This window comes from Amycolatopsis sp. NPDC031561, assembly GCF_055580625.1.
In genome coordinates this window covers 322,683-340,617 of sequence record NZ_JBVILA010000001.1, presented here as the reverse complement: position 1 = coordinate 340,617, position 17,935 = coordinate 322,683, and the positions used below count along the sequence as shown (strand labels likewise).

The following is a 17,935-nucleotide window of genomic DNA, read 5'->3' as shown; positions in this document are numbered from 1 at the left end:
ATTTTGCAAGTAACGGGCCTTTCATAGCATCGGTTACCGGGCGAGCAGGCGAGGAGCGTCCACGGCCCAGTACCAGTTGTTGCCCGCCGCGTACAAGCGCCAGGCCAGCTTCACCGACCGAGCCCCCGCCGGCACCTTGACCGAAGCCGACGTCGGCACCGAAAGCACGTCCCCGCCCTTGTTCGCCGTACCCGACTCCGGCCCATAGGCCAGCACATTCTGCTCGGGACCACCGTCGAACGACGCCGTCAGCGCGCCCCGCTGCGTCCCGTCCTGCCGGTAGTGCGAGACGAACGAGACGTCCACAGTGGACTTGCCGGAAACGTCGAGCCCAGGCGAAACCAGGGAAGAATCGAAGGTGCCGCGTGAGGCGGGCGAGCCCTTGTCGTCCCACTCGTCCGGGTCCGCGACCGCGAAGACGCCGCGCGCCCGGGCGTTCGCCTCGCGCTGCTGGCCGGGCGCCGTGCGGGTCCAGAAGTCGTCGTTGGTGAAGGACCAGCCCTGCCATTCCGCGACACCCGCGGGCATCCCGGTGGCGTTGCGTACGGTCCAGCCGCCCGGCGCGTCGTGCGTCCAGCCGAAGACTCCCGCAGGGACACCGGTTTCGTCCTGACGAGGCTTCAAGGAGGCCGTGTCGAAGACATCCGAAGGCGCGGCGCCGAGCGGGTAGCCGTCGTAGCCCGCCGGGGCCGCGATACCCAGGTGCCGCAAGACGGTCGGTGCGATGTCGACGATCTTCGGTGCCACGGCGGGGGTTCCGGCCGGGACCGCGCCGCCCGCGGCGATCACGAACGTCATCCGCTCCTCGGGGCTGTCGCCGCCGTGACCGCCCGACGGCGTGTGGCCGTGGTCGGCGGAGATCATGATCTGCCAGTCCTCGCTCGCGCGATTCGCCCGCGCGTCGACGGCTGCCAGCAGGCGGCCGATCAGCGCGTCGTCGGTGCGCAGGGAGGCTTCGTACTGCGGCGAGTCCGCGCCGTGTGCATGGCCCGCTTCATCCGTCTGTCCGAAGTAGACGAACGACGCGTCGGCCTTGTCCTGCTTGAGGTGCTTCTCCGCGTCGATGGCGATCTGCTCGTCCGTCTTCTCGTAGCCGGCACTGTCACCGTCGAGCACGAACTTGCGGTCCTGGCCGGTGCGCAGGATCTTGTCGCCGATCGGCTTCCAGTCGACGGCCGCGTAGGTGTCGAGAGCCGGGTTCGCGGTTTCGGCGCGGGCGAGCCAACTCGGGTGCGAGGCGAGGTCGTTGCCGGTGAAGGAGTTGTCCTTCACCTTGTGCTTGTCCGGCCAGACGCCGGTGAGGATCGTGGACCAGCCCGGACCGCTGACCGTCGGCGCCATCCCGCTGCCGTACAGCGAACTGCGCGAGGCGTACCCGCGCTTCACGAGCGCGTGGACGTTCGGGGTGTCGGCGGCCATCAGCTTGTCGAACCGGGCGCCGTCCAGGCCGATGACCAGTACCTTCGGCGTCTTGACCTCGGCGGCCGCGACTCCGGTGGTCAGCCCGGCGACGGCCACCATGGCCGACAGGAGGGAAAGCGTTCTGCGCACAAAAGCCTCCGGATAACTTGTTCGAACCAATTGTTCGCCAAGTTAGTACGCCGAACTGTCCTCCCGATGAAGTCCGCGTGCCGCCGCGAAGGACTTCAGCCGACGGGCTCCATCACGCGCGAGTCGTAGGCCTTGCGGGATTCCAGGATCCCGTCGAAGTTGCCGACGGACCATTCGCTGACCGCCATCAGCAGGGTGCTCGCGCTCGAACCTCGTTCGGTCAGCGCGTACTCGACGGTCGGCGGTGTGGTCGGGTACACCGTCCGGGTGACCAGGCCGTCGCGTTCGAGGGCGCGCAGGTTCTGGGTCAGCATCTTCTGGCTGATCCCGCCGACGGCACGGCGCAGTTCACCGAACCGGTGCGGCCGCCGCGACAGCGCGCCGAGCACCAGCGCGGTCCACTTGTTGGCGAGCAGATCGAGGACGTCTCGGCACGGACAGTTCCGCAGGTAGATGTCCCACGGCGATTCCGGCACTTCACAGGTGGTTTCCATCAGGTACCTAGTTTACCTACAAGTGCCTTCTGGCGAGAAGTGACCAAGGCGCCGAAGATGGAGTCACAAGAACTACTAAGGAGCTTTCGATGCGCGTCGTGACCCAGCAGCGGCTTGGTGGCCCGGAGGTACTGGAGGTGACCGAGACCGGCCGTCCGGTGCCCGGCCCGACCGAGGTGCTCGTGCGGGTGCGGGCCGCGGGCATCAACCCGGTCGACTGGAAGACCCGGGCCTACGGCGTCTTCATGGGCGAGCCGCCGTTCGTCCTCGGCTGGGACGTGTCCGGGGTGGTGGAGGAGCTCGGCGTCGGCACGACGCACTTCGCCGTCGGCGACGAGGTCCTCGGCTTCCCGTGGTTTCCCCGGCAGGCCGGTGGCTACGGCGAATACGTGACCGCGCCCGCCCGCCAGTTCGTGCGCAAACCCGCGAACCTCTCCCACGAGGACGCCGCCGGGCTGCCGCTCGCCGGCCTCACCGCGTGGCAGGGCCTCGTGGACATCGCCGGCGTCCAGCCGGGACAGCGTGTGCTGATCGACGCCGCGGCGGGCGGGGTCGGGCACCTCGCCGTCCAGGTGGCGAAGGCGCGCGGCGCGTACGTCCTGGGCACGGCGAGCGCCGGGAAGCACGGATTCCTCCGCGAACTCGGCGTCGACGAGCCGATCGACTACCACGACGAGAGCGCGACGGCGTCCGACGTCGACGTCGTGTTCGGGCTGGTCGGCGAGGAGAGCGACCTGCGCTGGTTGGACGCGGTGAAGCCGGGCGGCCTGCTCATCGCGGTTCCGGGCGGCGTGAGCGAGGCTGTCGCGGAGAAGGCCGGGAAGCTGGGCGTGCGGACGTCGGGGATGCTCGCCGAACCCGATCAGCTCGGCCTGCTGGCGCTGACCGAACTGATCGAGAAGGGCGAACTGCGCGTACACGTCGAGCAGACCTTCCCGCTGGAGGACGTCGCCAAGGCCCACGAAGTCGGCGAAGGCGGCCGTGTCACCGGAAAGCTCGTCCTGACGGTGTAGACAAGCGCGTGAAGGCCCCCTTCCCTCGGCTGAGCCGAGGGAAGGGGGCCTTCACGCGAGACCCGGGTCTAACCGCGCGGCAGCACCTTCGGCAGGACGGTGGTCAGCCCCGTCCAGTCCGAGGTGAGCACGGACGCGTGGTTCTTCGCCAGCAGAGCCGCCCGTTCGCTCGCCTGCGCCACGGTGGGGTTACGGGAGTCGATGGCCGGCGCGACGTTGTGCGCGTCGGTCATCACCACGTAGTAGTGGTTGTCGTCGTACCAGCCCGGCCCGGTCTGCGTCAGGAACGCGTTCGCGTCGCCGTCGAACACCACGAACCACGGCCGGAGCCCGGTGTCGGCGTACTTCGTCCGCGGATCACCCGGCGCCGCGCCGTGCACCGCCGGGAAGATCTGCGCCTCGCCGACCCGGCCCGCGTCCTTCAAAGACCGCAGATGGCGCGCGTATTCGACATCGGTCTTGAGCGTGTCCGTCGGATTGCCCTCCTCGACCGTGCCGGGGATCACCTCGATGATCACCTTGCCCCGCAACGCGTCCAGCGACGGCCAGTTGTCTGCTTTGGCCGCGTCGTCGAGCGTCGCGTACCCGCCGAGCAGATCCGCCGGGCGGAAAACCGCGCCGCCGAGATGCCCCCGGATGGACGCGTCGAGTTCGTCCGGGCCTAGGCCGCGGTTGTCCGCGAAGCCGGTCTTCATCTCCAGTTTGAGCGTGAGCGGTTTGCTGCCTGGATGCTCGCCCAGCCAGACGCGGATGTCGTCGAGGCAGTGTTCGAGGTTCTTGTTCTTCCCGCCGGTGTACAGCTGCGACGGCGAACTCGCCGCGACGCAGTTGTTGTCGTTCCCCAACGGGTTCGAGTGACTGACCTTCCATTCCCGGGTGATGATGTTCGGCCAGACGTCGAGTTCGATCAGCGAGGTGCCCGCGTCCAGCGACCTCGCGAGGTAGTCGTAGGCGCCGGTTTCGTAGGTGTTGTGGACGCCGACGGTGGTCACGTGGGAGACCTTGGCGGCGTCCGCGTTCGCGACCGTTCCGGACAGCGAAGCCGCCACGATCACGCCGATCAGGGACACGGTGGGGACGAGTTTCATTCGGGCCCTTTCGCACGCGGGGAGTGCAATGGCTCACACACTGTGCCACCGTGGTGGACGGTGGCCGAACCGGTGTTGAACCAAAAGGACCAGTCGGGAAAATGAACCCATGAGCGAGAACCCGAGCCCGCCGTCGGCGCTGACCATCGCCGGTTCCGACTCCGGCGGCGCCGCCGGTCTGCAGGCGGACCTGCGCACGTTCCTCACCTGCGGCGTGCACGGCCTGGTCGCGGTGACCGCCGTGACCGTCCAGAACACCCTCGGCGTGCACGACCGGACCGACATCCCGGCGGCGATCGTCGCCGGGCAGATCGAGGCCGTCGCGGCCGACATGGGCGTCAACGCGGCCAAGACCGGGATGCTGGCCTCGGCCGAGATCATCCACGCCGTCGCCGCCGCCTGCGACAAGGCCGAAATCGGCCGCGACCGGAAGGTGCCCTTCGTGGTCGACCCGGTCGCGGCGTCGATGCACGGGCATCCGCTGTTCGACGAAGACGGCCTGGTGGCGCTGCGCGACGAGCTCCTGCCGCGCGCGACGGTCCTCACGCCGAACCTCGACGAGGTCCGGCTGCTGACCGGGATGACCGTGACCACCCGCGAACAGATGCACCAGGCCGCCGTCGTCCTGCACCGGCTCGGCCCGAAGTACGTGCTCGTGAAGAGCGGTCACCTCGTGTCCGACCCGGAATGCGTCGACGTGCTCTTCGACGGCTCCACGTTCGTCGAGTTGCCGGGCGAGCGGTTCGCCACGCAGCACACGCACGGCGCCGGGGACACGATGGCGTCGGCGCTGACGGCCGGGCTCGCGAAAGGCATGTCCGTCGTGGAGGCCGCCCGCTACGGCAAGTGGTTCGTCTCACACGCGGTCGAAAACGCCTACCCCATGGGCGCGAAGGTCGGTCCGGTTTCGGCGTTTTGGCGGCTTGCGCCGGAGCACTGAGAACACGTCCGGTTACGATCTGTGCCGTGACCGGACGCGAGCGGGTCGCCAAGGTCGTCGAGGCCCGCGGCTTTCAGAACTTCATCATCGCGGTGATCGTCTTCAACGCCGTCACCCTCGGCCTGGAGACCTCGACGAGGATGCTCGCGGAGTACGGGCCGTTGCTGCACGCGGTCGACTACCTCGCGCTCACGATCTTCGTGCTCGAGCTCGGCGCGAAGTTCTACGCCTACCGCGCGAAGTTCTTCCGCGACCCGTGGAACATCTTCGACCTGCTCGTCGTCGGCATCGCGGTGATCCCCACGACCGGCCCGTTCGCGGTCCTGCGGGCGTTGCGGGTCCTGCGAGTGCTGCGGCTGATCTCGGTCGTGCCGTCGATGCGGAAGGTCGTCACCGGCCTGCTCGCGTCGATCCCCGGGATGGCGTCGATCGCCGCGCTGCTCGCGCTGATCATCTTCGTCGCGGGGGTGATGGCGACCAAGCTCTTCGGGGCCATCTCGCCGGAGAACTTCGGCGACCTCGGCACCTCGCTGTTCACCCTGTTCCAGGTGATGACCGGCGAGGCGTGGCCGGACATCGCCAAGGAGATCATGAAGGAAGCACCCATGGCCTGGGTGTTCTTCGTGGTCTACATTCTCGTGTCCAGCTTCGCGGTGCTGAACCTCTTCATCGCCGTCGTGGTCAGCGGGATGGAGGACGAGCTTCGTCAGGACATCCGCGAAGAAGAAGCGAAGCAGGCCGAAACCCAGGCCCTGGCGAACAAGGAGATCCTCGACGAACTCCGGGCTCTTCGCGCCGAAGTCAGCGCTCTTCGTCAGCGATGAGCGCTTCGAGGGCGGGCAGAGCCGCCGCGAGCGCCGCCTGGTGCTCCGGGGTCAGCCGTTCGAGGCGCTTGCCCAGTTCGTTCACCCGCGTCGACCGGACGCCGGAAACCAGCCTCTCGCCCTCTTCGGTGGCCTCCGCGAGCCAGGCCCGCCTGTCGATCGGGTCCGATTCACGGCTGACGTAGCCCGCTTCGACCAGCGAAGCGACGATCCTCGACATGGTGGCCGCGGCGACGCCTTCCTTCGCCGCGAGATCCCCCAGCCGGAGCTGGCCGTAGTGCACGAGCGTGGCGAGCGCCGAGATGGCGCCGTGGCCCGGTCCGGGTATTCCCGCCTGACGCAGTGACCGGGACAACCTGCCCACCGCCAGGAACAATCTGCCCGAAACATCCTGGACCGCTGACGTGGTCACCACTGGCTCCTCTGGGTACACGGCGGCGGTGCGCCGCCGGAGAGTGCCGTCAACCATACGGGCTCTCCGCGCACGGTCGCCGTGAACCGTACAAAAGGGTTATCGGGGCGGGCTCGACGCGTGTGCCCAGAACCGCTGGGGAATCCGCCCCGCGCCCGCGGCCAGCCGTCCGGCGGTGACCGCGGCGCGCATCGCCGACGCCATCCGCTCCGGATCCGCTGCCCTGGTCACGGCGGTGGAGAGCAGGACGGCGTCGCAGCCGAGCTCCATCGCCAGTGTCGCGTCGGAGGCCGTGCCGATCCCGGCGTCGAGGATCACCGGGACCCCCGCGCGCGACACGATCAGCTCGATGTTGTGCGGATTCCGGATACCGAGACCGGTGCCGATCGGCGCGCCCAGCGGCATCACGGCCGCGCAGCCCGCCTCCTCCAGCCTCAGCGCCAGAACCGGATCGTCGTTGGTGTACGCCAGCACGGTGAAGCCGTCCGCGGTGAGCCGCTCCGCCGCTTCGAGGGTCTCGAACGGGTCCGGAAGCAGCGTGCGGTCGTCGGCGTGGACTTCCAGCTTGACGAGGTCGGTTTCGAGCGCTTCGCGCGCCAGCTGGGCGGTGAGGATCGCTTCGGCCGCCGTCCGGCAGCCTGCGGTGTTGGGCAGCAGGCGGATACCGAGCCGCCTGAGCAGTTCGAGGACGCCGGAGCCGCCCTCGGCGTCCGCCTTGCGCATCGCGACGGTGGTCAGTTCCGTGCCGGACGCCACCAGCGCGCGTTCCACCACGGCGAGGTTCGCCGCGCCGCCGGTGCCGATGATCAGCCGCGACGAGAGCTTGTGCTCGCCGATGACGAGGTGGTCGCCGTCCATGCCGGACATTTCAGCCTCCTTGGACCGCGGTGAGGATGTCGACGCTGGCGCCCTTGGGCACCACGGCTTCCGGCCATTCGCCGCGCCGGACGACCACGCCGTCCACCGCGACGGCGACGCCTCGTGCCGCCGTGCCGAGCGCCTCGAGCACGCCCTCGACGGTGGTCCCGTCGGGGAACTCGCGCCACTGGCCGTTGACCTGGATCTCCATCACACCCGCTCCTCGCTCCGCCGCGACGGCGACGCCGCCGTGACCTCTTCCGGCAACGGCCCGCCGTCCAGCCAGGCGACCGCGGCGTCCGCGGTGAGCGGGGCCATCAGCAGACCGTTGCGATGGTGACCTGTCGCGGCGAAGACACCTTCGCCCAGCTCACCGATGAAAGGCATGGTGTCGACGCTGGCCGCGCGCAATCCGGCGGCGGTCTCGACGAGTTCGTATTCGGTGATGCCCGGGAAGACGCGCTCCGCGCTTTCGAGCAGTTCTCGGACGCCCCGGACGGTGACGGTCTCGTCGAAACCGGCCTCGTACTGGGTCGCGCCGAGGACGAGCTGACCGTCGTCACGCGGGACGAGGTAGATCGGGCGGCCCTCGACCATCGCGCGGACGGTCCTCACCGGTGGCGGCAGGCAGCCCCGGCGCGGCCGCAGGCGGAGGATCTCGCCCTTCAGCGGGCGGACCGCGTCGGCGAGCGCGGGGTGGAGGCGTCCGGTCCAGGCGCCCGCGGCGAGGACGACGTCGCCTTCGAGGTCTTCGATATCGGTGACAGTCTCGTCGCGGAACGCGACCTCGTGCTTGTCGCAAGCGTGTTTGAGCGCCAGCAGCAGTCTTCTGTTGTCCACGGCCAGATCCCCGGGCACCAGCAGTCCACTTCGGACGGTGGCGGCGAGACAGGGCTCGACCCGGCGGGCCTCACGGCCGGTCAGTCTCTCGACCTCTCGGCCGAGTTCGGTGAGGTACGCGGCGAGCATTTCGAGGTTGCCCGCGTCGGCGCCGTCGAGCGCGACGACGAGCGTGCCGCGCGGCGAAAGCCCCGGGTCGGCGCCCTCTTCGGCCAGGTCACGGGCGAAATCCGGCCAGCGCCGCAGTGACGCTTCGCCGAGGGTGAGGACGTCCTCCTCGCCGGGCCAGGCCTCGGTGACCGGCGCGAGCATGCCGCCCGCGAGCCACGACGCGCCGCGACCGGGCTCGGGGTCGTACACGGTGACGCGATGGCCGCGCGCGGACGCGCGCCAAGCGACCGAGAGGCCGATGACCCCGCCGCCGACAACCGAAAGTTCCTTCATGAACGCACGCTCCCTGCGCCGGCATGACCCGGATCAGGTTCCACGGTCGGAGCGGTTTCGGCTCCCTCTCAGCCCGTCCTCGGGCTCCCGTGCGGACCACCCCACCGTAGCGCGCGGGTACCGTCGCCGCCATGCCCACCCTGTCTGATCCGCGGATCCGCGCACGGCTCGCGAACGCCCGCCTGTACCTCTGCACCGACGCCCGGTCCGGCCGCGGCGATCTCGCCGAATTCGCCGACGCGGCGCTGGCGGGCGGGGTCGACATCATCCAGCTGAGGGACAAGACCGGCGGTGCCCCGATCGAGGCGAAACACGAGATCGCGGCGCTGGAAGTGCTCGCGGAGGCGTGCGAGAGGCACGGCAAGCTGCTGGCGGTGAACGACCGCGCGGACGTCGCGCTCGCCGTCGGCGCACACGTGCTGCACCTGGGCCAGGACGACATCCCGGTGCCGCTGGCCCGCGAGATCGTCGGCGACGACGTGGTGATCGGCCGGTCCACCCATTCGGCCGAACAGGCCAAGGCCGCGGCCGAGGAACCGGGCGTGGACTACTTCTGCACCGGCCCGTGCTGGCCGACGCCGACGAAGCCCGGCCGCTCCGCTCCGGGGCTCGACCTGGTGCGCGCCACCGCGGGTTTCGGGACGCCGCGGCCGTGGTTCGCGATCGGCGGGATCGACGCCGACCGGCTGCCCGAGGTGCTGGACGCGGGGGCGTCGCGGATCGTCGTCGTCCGGGCGATCACCGAGGCCGAAGACCCCGAAGCGGCCGCTCGCACCCTCCGCTCCGCCCTCACCTAACCCCTCTACCACCGCAAGTAGTCCTCTAGTTGCGGTAGTTGGCGGTACGAACTACCGCAACCAGAGGACGAAACGCGGGATCAGGGCGCGGGGGTGCCGGAGGCGGGAGCGGACGGGGTGGTCGGGGGCGCCTGGGACGTCGACGGCGTCGTGGACGGCGTCGTCGAAGGGGCCTGCGTGGTCGTGGGGGACGTGGGTGTCGTCGACGGGGTCGGCGTGGTCGACGGCGTGTTCCGGGGCTGGTCGTCCTGGGTTTCGGAAGGGGACGTCGCGGGCGGGGTGTCCTGCTTGTCCTGCCGCTCCTGCGCCTGCCCGCCGCCGATGATCTTCCCTATGGTCGTCCCGGTCCCGCCGCCGAAGGTCTTGCCGGTCGCGCCCTCGAAGCCGGTGATCGCGACGAGCGCCACCACGAACGCCACCACGCTGACCCCGGCGATCACCGCCCAGCGCGGTTTGAACTTCCGCTCGGAGGACTCTTCATCCTCCGCCGGGGTGAGCCGGACGGTCTCCTGCTCCGACGGGTCGAGCACCCGCCGCCGTCCCGGCACGGTCAGCACCACGCGCGCCTTCAGCGCCGCGTCCTTGGTGCGTTGCAGCGAACGCAGGTACAGCTCGCCACCGAGCGTCGTGATGACACTCGCCAGCCCGGCACCGGCGACCGTGCCGGCCACGCCGAGCGTGGAACCCAGCAACGCCGCGGTGATCGCGGCCATCGCGGCCGCCGTCACCTGGACGATCCTCCCCTGCTTTTCCGTCTTTTCGGTGTCCTTTTCGGAAGTCTCCTTGGTCATGATCCCGTTCTGCAGCTAGTCGATCCTCACCCGGTCCTAACGAATAAGGCGCATGGGATGCTCCGTTCGTTGTCCACACGTGAGGAGCGCCACGCTGTCCGTCCAAAAAGGACTGTCCAGAGTTCACGATTCCTTGACATAATCAGGCAGATGGAATTGGTCTCAATCGAGGAAATCCGTGCCGCGGCGAGCCGGATCAAGGGCGCCGCGGTACGCACACCGTTGCTGGAACAGACGTGGGCGCCGTTGTGGCTGAAGCCGGAAAGCCTGCAGCGGATCGGCGCTTTCAAGGTTCGTGGCGCGTACAATGCGATCGCCGCCCTCGACGAAGATCAGCGCGCTCGCGGGGTCGTCGCGTTTTCCAGTGGCAACCACGCGCAAGCGGTCGCCTACTCGGCGAAACGGTTCGGAATTCCCGCGGTGATCATCGTTCCGGACGTCGCCCCGCGCGCGAAGGTCGAAGCCACCAAGGCGCTGGGCGCCGAAGTCATCGAGGTCCCGATCGACCGCCAGCAGTCCTCGGCGCTCGCCGTCGCCGGAGAACGGGACCTCACCCTGATCCCGCCGTTCGACCACCGCGACGTCATCGCCGGCCAGGGCACCGTCGGCCTGGAGATCGCCGAAGACCTGCCGGACGCCGAAGTCGTCCTCGTCCCGCTCAGCGGTGGCGGGCTGGCCTCGGGCGTCGGCACGGCGATCAAGGCGCTGCTCCCCGGCGCGAAGGTCATCGGCGTCGAGCCCGAACTCGCGGCCGACACCGCCGAGGGCCTGCGCGCGGGCAGGCGGATCGAATGGCCGATGGACCTGCGGGCGAGGACCATCGCCGACGGCCTGCGCGCCCAGCCGTCGGACCTGACCTTCGCCCACCTCCAGGCGGTGCTCGACGACGTCGTCATCGTTTCCGAGGAGGAGATCCGGGAGGCCGTCCGGACGCTGGCGCACCGCGCCCGCCTGATCGCCGAACCGAGCGGCGCCACCGCGACCGCCGCGTACCTGTTTCACCGCGACGCGTTGCCGCCGGGGAAGACCGTGTCGGTCGTTTCGGGCGGCAACCTGGACCCGGCGACGCTGGCCGAGCTCCTGGCCTAGGGCGCGCTGGAGTGTCATGAAAGGGGCTTTCAGGACAAAAAATGTCCTGAAAGCCCCTTTCATGACACTTGCGAGGGGCCGCTTAAGCCGAGTGACCGGCGGGACGGACGTGCGTCGGCGGCGAGTCCACCCCGCAGTGGAGACATTCGCCGGGATGCGGCGATTCGGCGGTGTCCTCGGCGGCCTCGGACGGCGTGTCGAGGACACCGTTGTGGATGCCGAGCGCGATCAGGCCGCCGCCGATCGCCAGCGCCGCGCACACCAGCAGCGCCGTCCGCCAGCCCGCGGTCAGCGCCACCGGATCGGTGTAGGCGGCGCCGGACAGTCCGGCGACGGCGGGCAGCACGGCGATCGCGAGCAGCCCGCCGGAGCGCGCGATGGCGTTGTTGACCCCGGAGGCCACGCCCGCGTACCGGTCCGGCGCGGCGGCCAGCACGGTCGCGGTCACCGGTGCGACGACCGTCGCCAGCCCGGCACCGAACACGACGACGGCGGGCAGCACCGACCCGAGATACGAAGACCCCGGCTCCACGCGCATCAGCAGGAGCATCCCGACACCGACCAGGATCGGGCCGACGACCAGTTGCGCGCGCGGCCCGATCCGCTGCGCCAGCGCGCCGGACCGGCCGGAGAACAGCAGCATGATGACGGTGATCGGCAGTCCGGCGAGCCCGGCCGCGGTCGGCGAATAGCCCAGCGAAACCTGCAACTGCATGACCATCAGCATCATCACGCCGCCGAGTGCCGCGTAGACGACGAAGGTCAGCGCGTTGGCGAGGCTGAACGTCCGGTCGCGGAACAGTTTCGGCGGCACCAGCGGGTCGGCCGAGCGGTGCTGGATCACCAGGAACGCCCCCAGCCCCGCGACCCCGAGCACGATGGCCACCAGGACGACGACGTCCCCGATGCCGCGTCCGGGTGCCTCGACCAGCGCGCCGGTCAGCCCGGCGAGGCCGATCGCGCCGACGGCGGCCGCGGTGAAGTCCGGATGCCCGGTCGCCTCCTCGTCGCGGGACTCGGGCACGTAGCGCCGGGCGAGCAGGACGCAGACGACGGCCAGCGGCAGGTTGATCAGGAACGCCAGCCGCCACGACCACACCTGCACCAGCACGCCGCCGAGCAGCGGGCCGATCGCCGCGGCGATCCCGCCGAGCCCGGACCACGCGCCGATCGCGCGGGCCCGGTCGTCGTGGGCGAAGGACGCTTGGAGGATGGCGAGGGAGCCGGGCGTGAGCAAAGCTCCCCCGATCCCTTGGAGGACGCGTGTCGCGACGAGCATCTCGGTCGTCGTCGCGGCGGCGCACAGCCCGGACGCGATCCCGAACCAGACGACGCCGACGACGAACATCCGGCGGCGGCCGTAGCGGTCGCCGAGCGAACCGGCGACGAGGATCAGCGCGGCGAGTGCGAGCAGGTAGCCGTCGAGGATCCATTGCAGGCCCGCGACGGACGCTTCGAGTTCTTCGCCGATTCTCGGCAACGCGACGTTGATGATCGTCCCGTCGAGCATCGCCATGCCCGAGCCCACGATGGTCGTCGCGAGCACTCCGCGCGCCACCGGCGTCCCCCAGCGGATCCCCGCCCCGTCAGTCATAGAACGACTGAATCACGCCCACCGACACCAAGCCACCGCGAAATCGGTAAGCCCCGAATACCTGACACGTCAGAGATTCAGCGACCGAACGACCGAACCGGCGGACCCTGACTACTCGAAGCGCGTCAGCGCGACGAGGAGTCCGCACAGGCGCGCCCTCTTTCGGCCGAAGGCCACGGAAACGTTTTGTAGGGCGCCCTGCAAGACCACGCGAGTTCTCTTCGGTCCAGCGCCCTGCGAAACGTTTCCGTCAGCGCGCCTCAAGGAAGCAGCGTGGTGACGAATTTGTAACGGTCGCCCCGGTAGATCGCCCTCGCGAACTCGACCGGTTTTCCGTCGGTGGCGAAAGAATGCCTCGAAAGGAGCAACATCGGCATTCCGACGTCGGCGCCCAGCATCTCCGCCTCGTGCGGTCCGGCGAGCGCGGTCTCGATCGTTTCCTCGGCCCTTTCCAGCTCGACGCCGTAATGCTCCCTCAGCACGGCGTACAGCGAACCACCTGCGGAAACGTGTTTGCGCAAACCGCGGAACCGGCCGAGCGGGAGATGCGTGGTCTCCAGTGCCATCGGCTGCGAATCGGCCAGCCGGAGACGGCGAAGACGAAGGATTTTCGCGCCGACGCGGATTCCCAGCAGTTTCGCCAGATCCGCTTCCACCGGCAGTTCGTCGATCTCCAGCAGCTTCGACGACGGCTTGAGGCCCTGCTTCTGCATGTCCTCGGTGTAGGACGACAACTGCAGCCGTTGCGCGAGTTTCGGCTCGGCGGCGAAGGTGCCCTTGCCCTGGACGCGGTGGAGCCTGCCCTCGGCGGTCAGGTCGGCGAGCGCCTGCCGGACCGTGGTGCGCGAAACGGTGAATTCCCCCGCCAGTGCCCGTTCCGTCGGAATCGGCGAGCCCGGCGGCAACGCGTCGAGCAGATCGAGCAGATGCTGTTTCAGCGCCCAGTACTTGGGTTCGCGCTGCCCGCGCATCCCTGCCGTAGCGCCCGCCTCACTCGCGGTGGTTGTCTCCAACATGACCGACTCCCTAAGCCTTCCCACTCAAACGCGCACCTGCCCCGCTAGGAAACGTACCCTTCACCACAAACGTCCATTCGGGCTAGCATTGGTCTAGACCTACTCGGGGGACGAAGTACGTCCCGGTGGAAGGGAACGAGATGACCGAACAGCGCCCCGGCGAGCACATGGCCGCGGAGATCTCCCAGCAACCCGCCATTCTGGCAGGAATCGTGGAGCGACAGGCCGAAATCGCCGAGGTGGCCGAAGCCATCTCCCAGCGCCCGCCCAGGTTCGCACTGCTCGCCGCCCGCGGCTCCAGTGACCACGCCGCCCTGTATGCGAAGTACCTGATCGAAGTACTCCTCGGTCTCCCCTGCGGTCTCGTCTCGCCCTCCACCGCGACTTTGTACGGCGCCCGTCCCGATCTGCGGGACGTTCTCTTCATCACAGTAAGCCAAAGCGGTGGTTCGCCGGATCTCATCGAGGTCACCGAAACCGCGCGTCGCCAGGGAGCGCTGACCGTCTCGGTCACCAACACCCCGGAGTCGCCGCTGCGTGCCGCCGCCGAACTCGGCGTCGACATCGGCGCGGGGCTGGAAAAGGCCGTGGCCGCCACGAAGACGTACTCGGCGACCTTGCTCTCCCTTTACCTGCTGATCGACGCGGTCCGCGGCGGCAAGGGCGAGGACGCGGCGAAGCTGGGCGAACTCGCGCAGCAGACCCTCGACAGCGCCGACGAAGGCGTTCAGCGCGCGGTGGACCGCTACCGCTTCGTCGACCGGGTGCTCACCACCGGCCGCGGCTACTCCTACGCCTCGGCGCTGGAGGGTTCCTTGAAATTGGCGGAAACCAGTTACCTCGCGGCCCGCGCGTACAGCGGCGCGGACCTGTTGCACGGTCCGGTCGCCGCGGTCGACGGCGAGACCGCGGTGCTCGCCGTGACGAGTCAGGGACACGGCGTTGGTGCGATGCAGGAGGTCCTCCAGGCCGTCGGCAAGCGTGGCGCGGACGTGCTCGCGGTCGGCTCGGCTTCCGCCGACGTCCCCGCGGCGCTGCGGATCGGGGTCGCCCCGTCCGCCGAAGAGGTCGCGCCGATCCTGGAGATCCTGCCCATCCAGCGGATCGCGCTCGGCCTTTCGCTGGCGCGCGGCGGTGACCCGGACAGCCCCCGCGGGCTGCTCAAGGTGACCAAGACCCGGTGACGCATGTCGTAGGGGTGGACGCCGGAGGCACGTCGACGCGAGCGATCGCGGTCGATGCCTCCGGCGTCGTTCTCGGCACCGGGCGCGCGGGCGGGGCGAATCCCAACTCCCATCCGCCCGCCGAAGCCGCGTCGCGGATCGCGAGCGCGATCACCGGCGCGCTGGGCGCGCTGGACCCGGCCGCGACGGCGGCGTGCGTCGTCGGCATGGCCGGGGTCAGCAAGCTGAGTGATCCGTCGATCGCGGAGATCTTCGCGACCGCGTGGAAGGACACGGGGATCAGTCCTGTGCGGACGGTCCCCGACGTCGAGGTCGCCTACGCGTCGGCCACTTCCGCGCCGGACGGTTCGGTGCTCGTCGCGGGCACCGGGTCGATCGCCGGGCGGATCCGCGGCAGGCGCATGGTTTCCACCGCCGGCGGCTACGGCTGGTTGCTCGGTGACGAAGGTTCGGCGTACTGGCTCGGCCGCGAAGCCGTTCGCTCCACTTTGGATGTTCTGGGCCGCGGCGGCGAACCCGGCCCGCTCGCGCGCGCCGTCCTCACCGAGGCGCTCGGACCGTCCGCAGTGGACGCGTTCGACCCCGACGCCCGGACGGCGCTGTGGCGCGCGCTCATCACGAGCGCGAACTCCGAAGCGCCGATCCGGCTCGCCAGGTTCGCCCCGTTGGTCAGCGAGGCCGACCGCGGCGGCGACCCGGTGGCGGACGGGATCACCACCCGCGCGGCCGTCCTGCTGGTGACGAATGTCATGACCACGCGAGAATCCGGCGAAACCACGCCGATCGTCCTCGTGGGCAGTGTGCTGTCACCGGAGGGCCCCGTCGGGGCGAAAGTCCGCGCCGAACTCACCGGCATCGAGGTCCTGACCAGCACCGACGGCGTACTCGGGGCCGCGTGGCTCGCCGCCGTCGAGGCGTTTGGGGAAGGGGCGCCCCGACTGGCGCGGGGCTGAAAAACACCAAAAAAGAGCCCTAAAAGACCAAACCATCGACTCCGGGCCCGAACTCCGGGTACCGTAGGACCCGGCCCCCGGACCCTCCCCCCTCGCCGGGGGCCGCCTTATGTCCTGGGTAGCCCGTCGGGCTCGGAGCCGGAGGGGTTCTTTCCCGCCGCACCCGCGTCGCCGTCGTCCTCCACGACCCGCAGACCGGGGTGTTCCGGCGGCAGTGTCCGGTAGAGCACCCAGCCGCTCACGGCGACCGTCACCGCGACCAGCGGCCAGGACAGCACCGTCCGCGCGATGCCGAGCGCGACCACCTGCCCGCTCCACCACAGCGAGCCGTAAACGACGACTCGCAGCGTGTACTGCAGGAAGACCCACACCCAGCTCGCCCGCGAATACGCGCGCAGCAGTTCGGGATCACGGCGCCAGCGGGTCTTCTGGCCGATGACGAGCCCGACCACGACACCGAGCAACGGCCACCGGATCACGATGCTGGCCGCCCACAGCAGCGCGCTGGCCACATTGGACAGCAGCTGGATGAGGAAGAAGTCTTCGGCGCGGCCGGTGTGCAGGGCGATCAGCGCGGCGGCGATCACCGCGGCGAGACTCACGACGACGGCACGGGCCTTGTCACCACGGGTGACCCGGTACGCACCGAGCAGTACCGCCACCCCGATGGCCACCCCGGCACCCCAGGCGATCGACTGGCCCGCGATCAGCCAGCCGACGACGAAGGCCGCCGGCGGGATACTCGCGTCGATGGCGCCACGCCGCCCGCCGAGGATCTGGGCGAGCGACTCGCGCGCGGGTCGGTAGGTCACCCTTACAGCCTGCCGGATCCATGACCCCGGACACCCGGGCGGGGAGACGTTCGCCACACACCCTGTCCGTTTCACACCCACTTGAGGGGAATCTCCGCAGCCCGGGAGTGTACATCCCGGTAATGGAGATGCATGGACGTCCGACAAACTAAGAGACTGTGCCAACGGGCTGAAACACCGGTTTCGCTCAGGTGGGATTGCAGGGGCGCTCTCAGCTGTTAGTTGTGGTGTACAAGTACCAACCGGGGGCACACGGACGGAAGGGGACCCAACGTGTACGGATTCGACAGCTACGTGGCGATCGGTGACAGCTTCACCGAAGGACTCAACGACGATCTGCCCGACGGCACCTTCAGGGGCTGGGCGGACAGGCTCGCGGAGATCCTGGCCGAAGGCAGGCCCGATTTCCAGTACGCGAACCTCGCCCTCCGCGGGAAGATGCTCGACGAGATCCTCGAAGAGCAGTTGCCGATCGCGCTGGCGGTGAAGCCCGACCTGGTCACCCTGTGCGCGGGCGGCAACGACATCATCGTGCCCGGCGCGGACGTGGACGCCGTCGCCGCGCGGCTGGAGGCGGGGGTCGCCAAGCTGCGCGATGCCGGGATCCCGGTGCTCATCTTCAACGGGCCGGACACCAAGTACCTGTCCGTCATGCACGTCCTGCGCGGCAAGGTCGGCATCTACAACGCGCATCTGTGGGCGATCGCCGACCGCCACGGCGCGAAGATGGTCGACATGTGGGCGATGGGCCCGCTGCACGACCGCCGCGCCTGGAGCGACGACAGGCTGCACTTCACCCCCGAGGCCCACCGGCGGATCGCGCTGCGCGCGGCCGAGGTCCTCGGCGTCCCGGTCGCCGACGACTGGCGCGAGCCGTGGCCGGCGTCCGAGCATCCGAGCACCTGGATCACTTCGCGCCGCTCCGACCTCGAGTGGACGAAGGCGCACCTGCTGCCGTGGATCCGGCGTCAGCTCAAGGGCGAGTCCATGGGCGACGGCCTGTCCCCGAAGCGCCCCGAACTCGCGCCGCTGCTCCCGCTGGAGCAGATCGAGTCCGCGGCCGTCTCCCTTCCGACCGAACAACAGCTGCGAGCGGCGCGGGAGATCCACCACCACGCGAGCTGAACGAGCCGCGGTCTCGCGCCGGTACAGCTGGTCGTGGGGGGGGGGGGGGGGGGGGGGGGGAAAGGCGCACAACAAAAAAACAAACAACCCCAACCAACCAACCCCCCCTC

General features: G+C 69.5%; 19 protein-coding genes and 1 riboswitch. Of the genes, 8 read left to right on the top strand and 11 right to left on the bottom strand.

Features of this window, described 5'->3' with window-relative positions:
* Positions 1-33: 33 nt before the first annotated feature.
* Both ACZ5IK_RS01650 and ACZ5IK_RS01645 read right to left on the bottom strand, forming a co-directional pair.
* Positions 34-1,551 (bottom strand): alkaline phosphatase family protein, encoded by a 1,518-nt coding sequence (locus ACZ5IK_RS01650; protein ID WP_465486102.1) that lies wholly within the window; start codon positions 1,549-1,551, stop codon positions 34-36.
* A gap of 95 nt (positions 1,552-1,646) precedes the next feature.
* Positions 1,647-2,045: a winged helix-turn-helix transcriptional regulator gene (locus tag ACZ5IK_RS01645; protein WP_174720471.1), complete on the bottom strand. Its 399-nt coding sequence runs from the start codon at positions 2,043-2,045 to the stop codon at positions 1,647-1,649.
* Between the two features lie 89 nt (positions 2,046-2,134).
* Between ACZ5IK_RS01645 and ACZ5IK_RS01640 the strand changes: the two genes are divergently transcribed.
* On the top strand, positions 2,135-3,058 hold the full coding sequence (locus ACZ5IK_RS01640; RefSeq protein WP_465486101.1) for an NADP-dependent oxidoreductase: 924 nt from the start codon (positions 2,135-2,137) through the stop codon (positions 3,056-3,058).
* Positions 3,059-3,126: 68 nt separating this feature from the next.
* Here ACZ5IK_RS01640 and ACZ5IK_RS01635 read toward each other — a convergent pair whose 3' ends face one another.
* Positions 3,127-4,146: a phosphatidylinositol-specific phospholipase C domain-containing protein gene (locus ACZ5IK_RS01635; RefSeq protein ID WP_465486100.1), complete on the bottom strand. Its 1,020-nt coding sequence runs from the start codon at positions 4,144-4,146 to the stop codon at positions 3,127-3,129.
* A 109-nt stretch (positions 4,147-4,255) separates the two neighbouring features.
* Here ACZ5IK_RS01635 and thiD point away from each other — a divergent pair, with 109 nt between their 5' ends.
* On the top strand, positions 4,256-5,086 hold the full coding sequence (gene thiD, locus ACZ5IK_RS01630) for a bifunctional hydroxymethylpyrimidine kinase/phosphomethylpyrimidine kinase (RefSeq protein WP_465486099.1): 831 nt from the start codon (positions 4,256-4,258) through the stop codon (positions 5,084-5,086).
* 26 nt (positions 5,087-5,112) lie between these two features.
* Positions 5,113-5,910: an ion transporter gene (locus tag ACZ5IK_RS01625; RefSeq protein WP_465486098.1), complete on the top strand. Its 798-nt coding sequence runs from the start codon at positions 5,113-5,115 to the stop codon at positions 5,908-5,910.
* Here ACZ5IK_RS01625 and ACZ5IK_RS01620 read toward each other — a convergent pair.
* The 4 genes from ACZ5IK_RS01620 to thiO form a co-directional block, all read right to left on the bottom strand.
* Positions 5,888-6,322: a MarR family winged helix-turn-helix transcriptional regulator gene (locus ACZ5IK_RS01620; RefSeq protein ID WP_465486097.1), complete on the bottom strand. Its 435-nt coding sequence runs from the start codon at positions 6,320-6,322 to the stop codon at positions 5,888-5,890. The genes ACZ5IK_RS01625 and ACZ5IK_RS01620 overlap by 23 nt on opposite strands.
* A 99-nt stretch (positions 6,323-6,421) precedes the next feature.
* Complete coding sequence (gene thiG, locus ACZ5IK_RS01615) at positions 6,422-7,180, bottom strand: thiazole synthase (protein WP_465486680.1); 759 nt, start codon at positions 7,178-7,180, stop codon at positions 6,422-6,424.
* A 10-nt stretch (positions 7,181-7,190) separates the two neighbouring features.
* Positions 7,191-7,391 carry a sulfur carrier protein ThiS gene (gene thiS / locus ACZ5IK_RS01610; RefSeq protein WP_465486679.1) on the bottom strand — a complete coding sequence of 67 codons (201 nt, stop codon included), beginning with the start codon at positions 7,389-7,391 and terminating at the stop codon, positions 7,191-7,193.
* Positions 7,391-8,464, bottom strand: coding sequence for a glycine oxidase ThiO (thiO, locus tag ACZ5IK_RS01605; RefSeq protein WP_465486096.1), 1,074 nt, complete (start codon positions 8,462-8,464; stop codon positions 7,391-7,393). The genes thiS and thiO overlap by 1 nt, the downstream gene beginning before the upstream one ends.
* A riboswitch (TPP riboswitch) is annotated at positions 8,458-8,565 on the bottom strand. It overlaps the preceding gene by 7 nt.
* A gap of 30 nt (positions 8,566-8,595) precedes the next feature.
* Here thiO and thiE point away from each other — a divergent pair.
* Positions 8,596-9,261 carry a thiamine phosphate synthase gene (gene thiE, locus ACZ5IK_RS01600; RefSeq protein ID WP_465486095.1) on the top strand — a complete coding sequence of 222 codons (666 nt, stop codon included), beginning with the start codon at positions 8,596-8,598 and terminating at the stop codon, positions 9,259-9,261.
* 80 nt (positions 9,262-9,341) lie between these two features.
* Here the strand turns inward: thiE and ACZ5IK_RS01595 are convergent, their stop codons facing one another.
* Positions 9,342-10,052, bottom strand: coding sequence for a hypothetical protein (locus tag ACZ5IK_RS01595; protein ID WP_465486094.1), 711 nt, complete (start codon positions 10,050-10,052; stop codon positions 9,342-9,344).
* A 150-nt stretch (positions 10,053-10,202) separates the two neighbouring features.
* Here ACZ5IK_RS01595 and ACZ5IK_RS01590 point away from each other — a divergent pair, with 150 nt between their 5' ends.
* On the top strand, positions 10,203-11,141 hold the full coding sequence (locus tag ACZ5IK_RS01590; RefSeq protein WP_465486093.1) for a threonine ammonia-lyase: 939 nt from the start codon (positions 10,203-10,205) through the stop codon (positions 11,139-11,141).
* A gap of 82 nt (positions 11,142-11,223) precedes the next feature.
* On the opposite strand, the gene ACZ5IK_RS01585 is transcribed toward ACZ5IK_RS01590, so the two are convergent.
* Both ACZ5IK_RS01585 and ACZ5IK_RS01580 read right to left on the bottom strand, forming a co-directional pair.
* Positions 11,224-12,735: an MFS transporter gene (locus tag ACZ5IK_RS01585; protein WP_465486092.1), complete on the bottom strand. Its 1,512-nt coding sequence runs from the start codon at positions 12,733-12,735 to the stop codon at positions 11,224-11,226.
* Between the two features lie 260 nt (positions 12,736-12,995).
* Positions 12,996-13,751 carry a GntR family transcriptional regulator gene (locus ACZ5IK_RS01580; RefSeq protein WP_101610953.1) on the bottom strand — a complete coding sequence of 252 codons (756 nt, stop codon included), beginning with the start codon at positions 13,749-13,751 and terminating at the stop codon, positions 12,996-12,998.
* Between the two features lie 140 nt (positions 13,752-13,891).
* Between ACZ5IK_RS01580 and ACZ5IK_RS01575 the strand changes: the two genes are divergently transcribed.
* Together ACZ5IK_RS01575 and ACZ5IK_RS01570 are read left to right on the top strand one after the other, a co-directional pair.
* Positions 13,892-14,935 (top strand): SIS domain-containing protein, encoded by a 1,044-nt coding sequence (locus tag ACZ5IK_RS01575; protein ID WP_101613548.1) that lies wholly within the window; start codon positions 13,892-13,894, stop codon positions 14,933-14,935.
* The gene (locus ACZ5IK_RS01570) at positions 14,932-15,888 is read left to right on the top strand and encodes an N-acetylglucosamine kinase (protein WP_465486091.1); all 957 of its coding nucleotides are present in this window, start codon (positions 14,932-14,934) and stop codon (positions 15,886-15,888) included. Before ACZ5IK_RS01575 ends, ACZ5IK_RS01570 begins: the two co-directional genes overlap by 4 nt.
* A 107-nt stretch (positions 15,889-15,995) precedes the next feature.
* Here the strand turns inward: ACZ5IK_RS01570 and ACZ5IK_RS01565 are convergent, their stop codons facing one another.
* The gene (locus ACZ5IK_RS01565; RefSeq protein ID WP_101610955.1) at positions 15,996-16,700 is read right to left on the bottom strand and encodes a DUF3159 domain-containing protein; all 705 of its coding nucleotides are present in this window, start codon (positions 16,698-16,700) and stop codon (positions 15,996-15,998) included.
* A 273-nt stretch (positions 16,701-16,973) separates the two neighbouring features.
* Between ACZ5IK_RS01565 and ACZ5IK_RS01560 the strand changes: the two genes are divergently transcribed.
* Positions 16,974-17,825, top strand: a complete 852-nt coding sequence (locus ACZ5IK_RS01560; RefSeq protein WP_465486090.1) for an SGNH/GDSL hydrolase family protein — start codon at positions 16,974-16,976, stop codon at positions 17,823-17,825.
* Positions 17,826-17,935 lie beyond the last annotated feature (110 nt).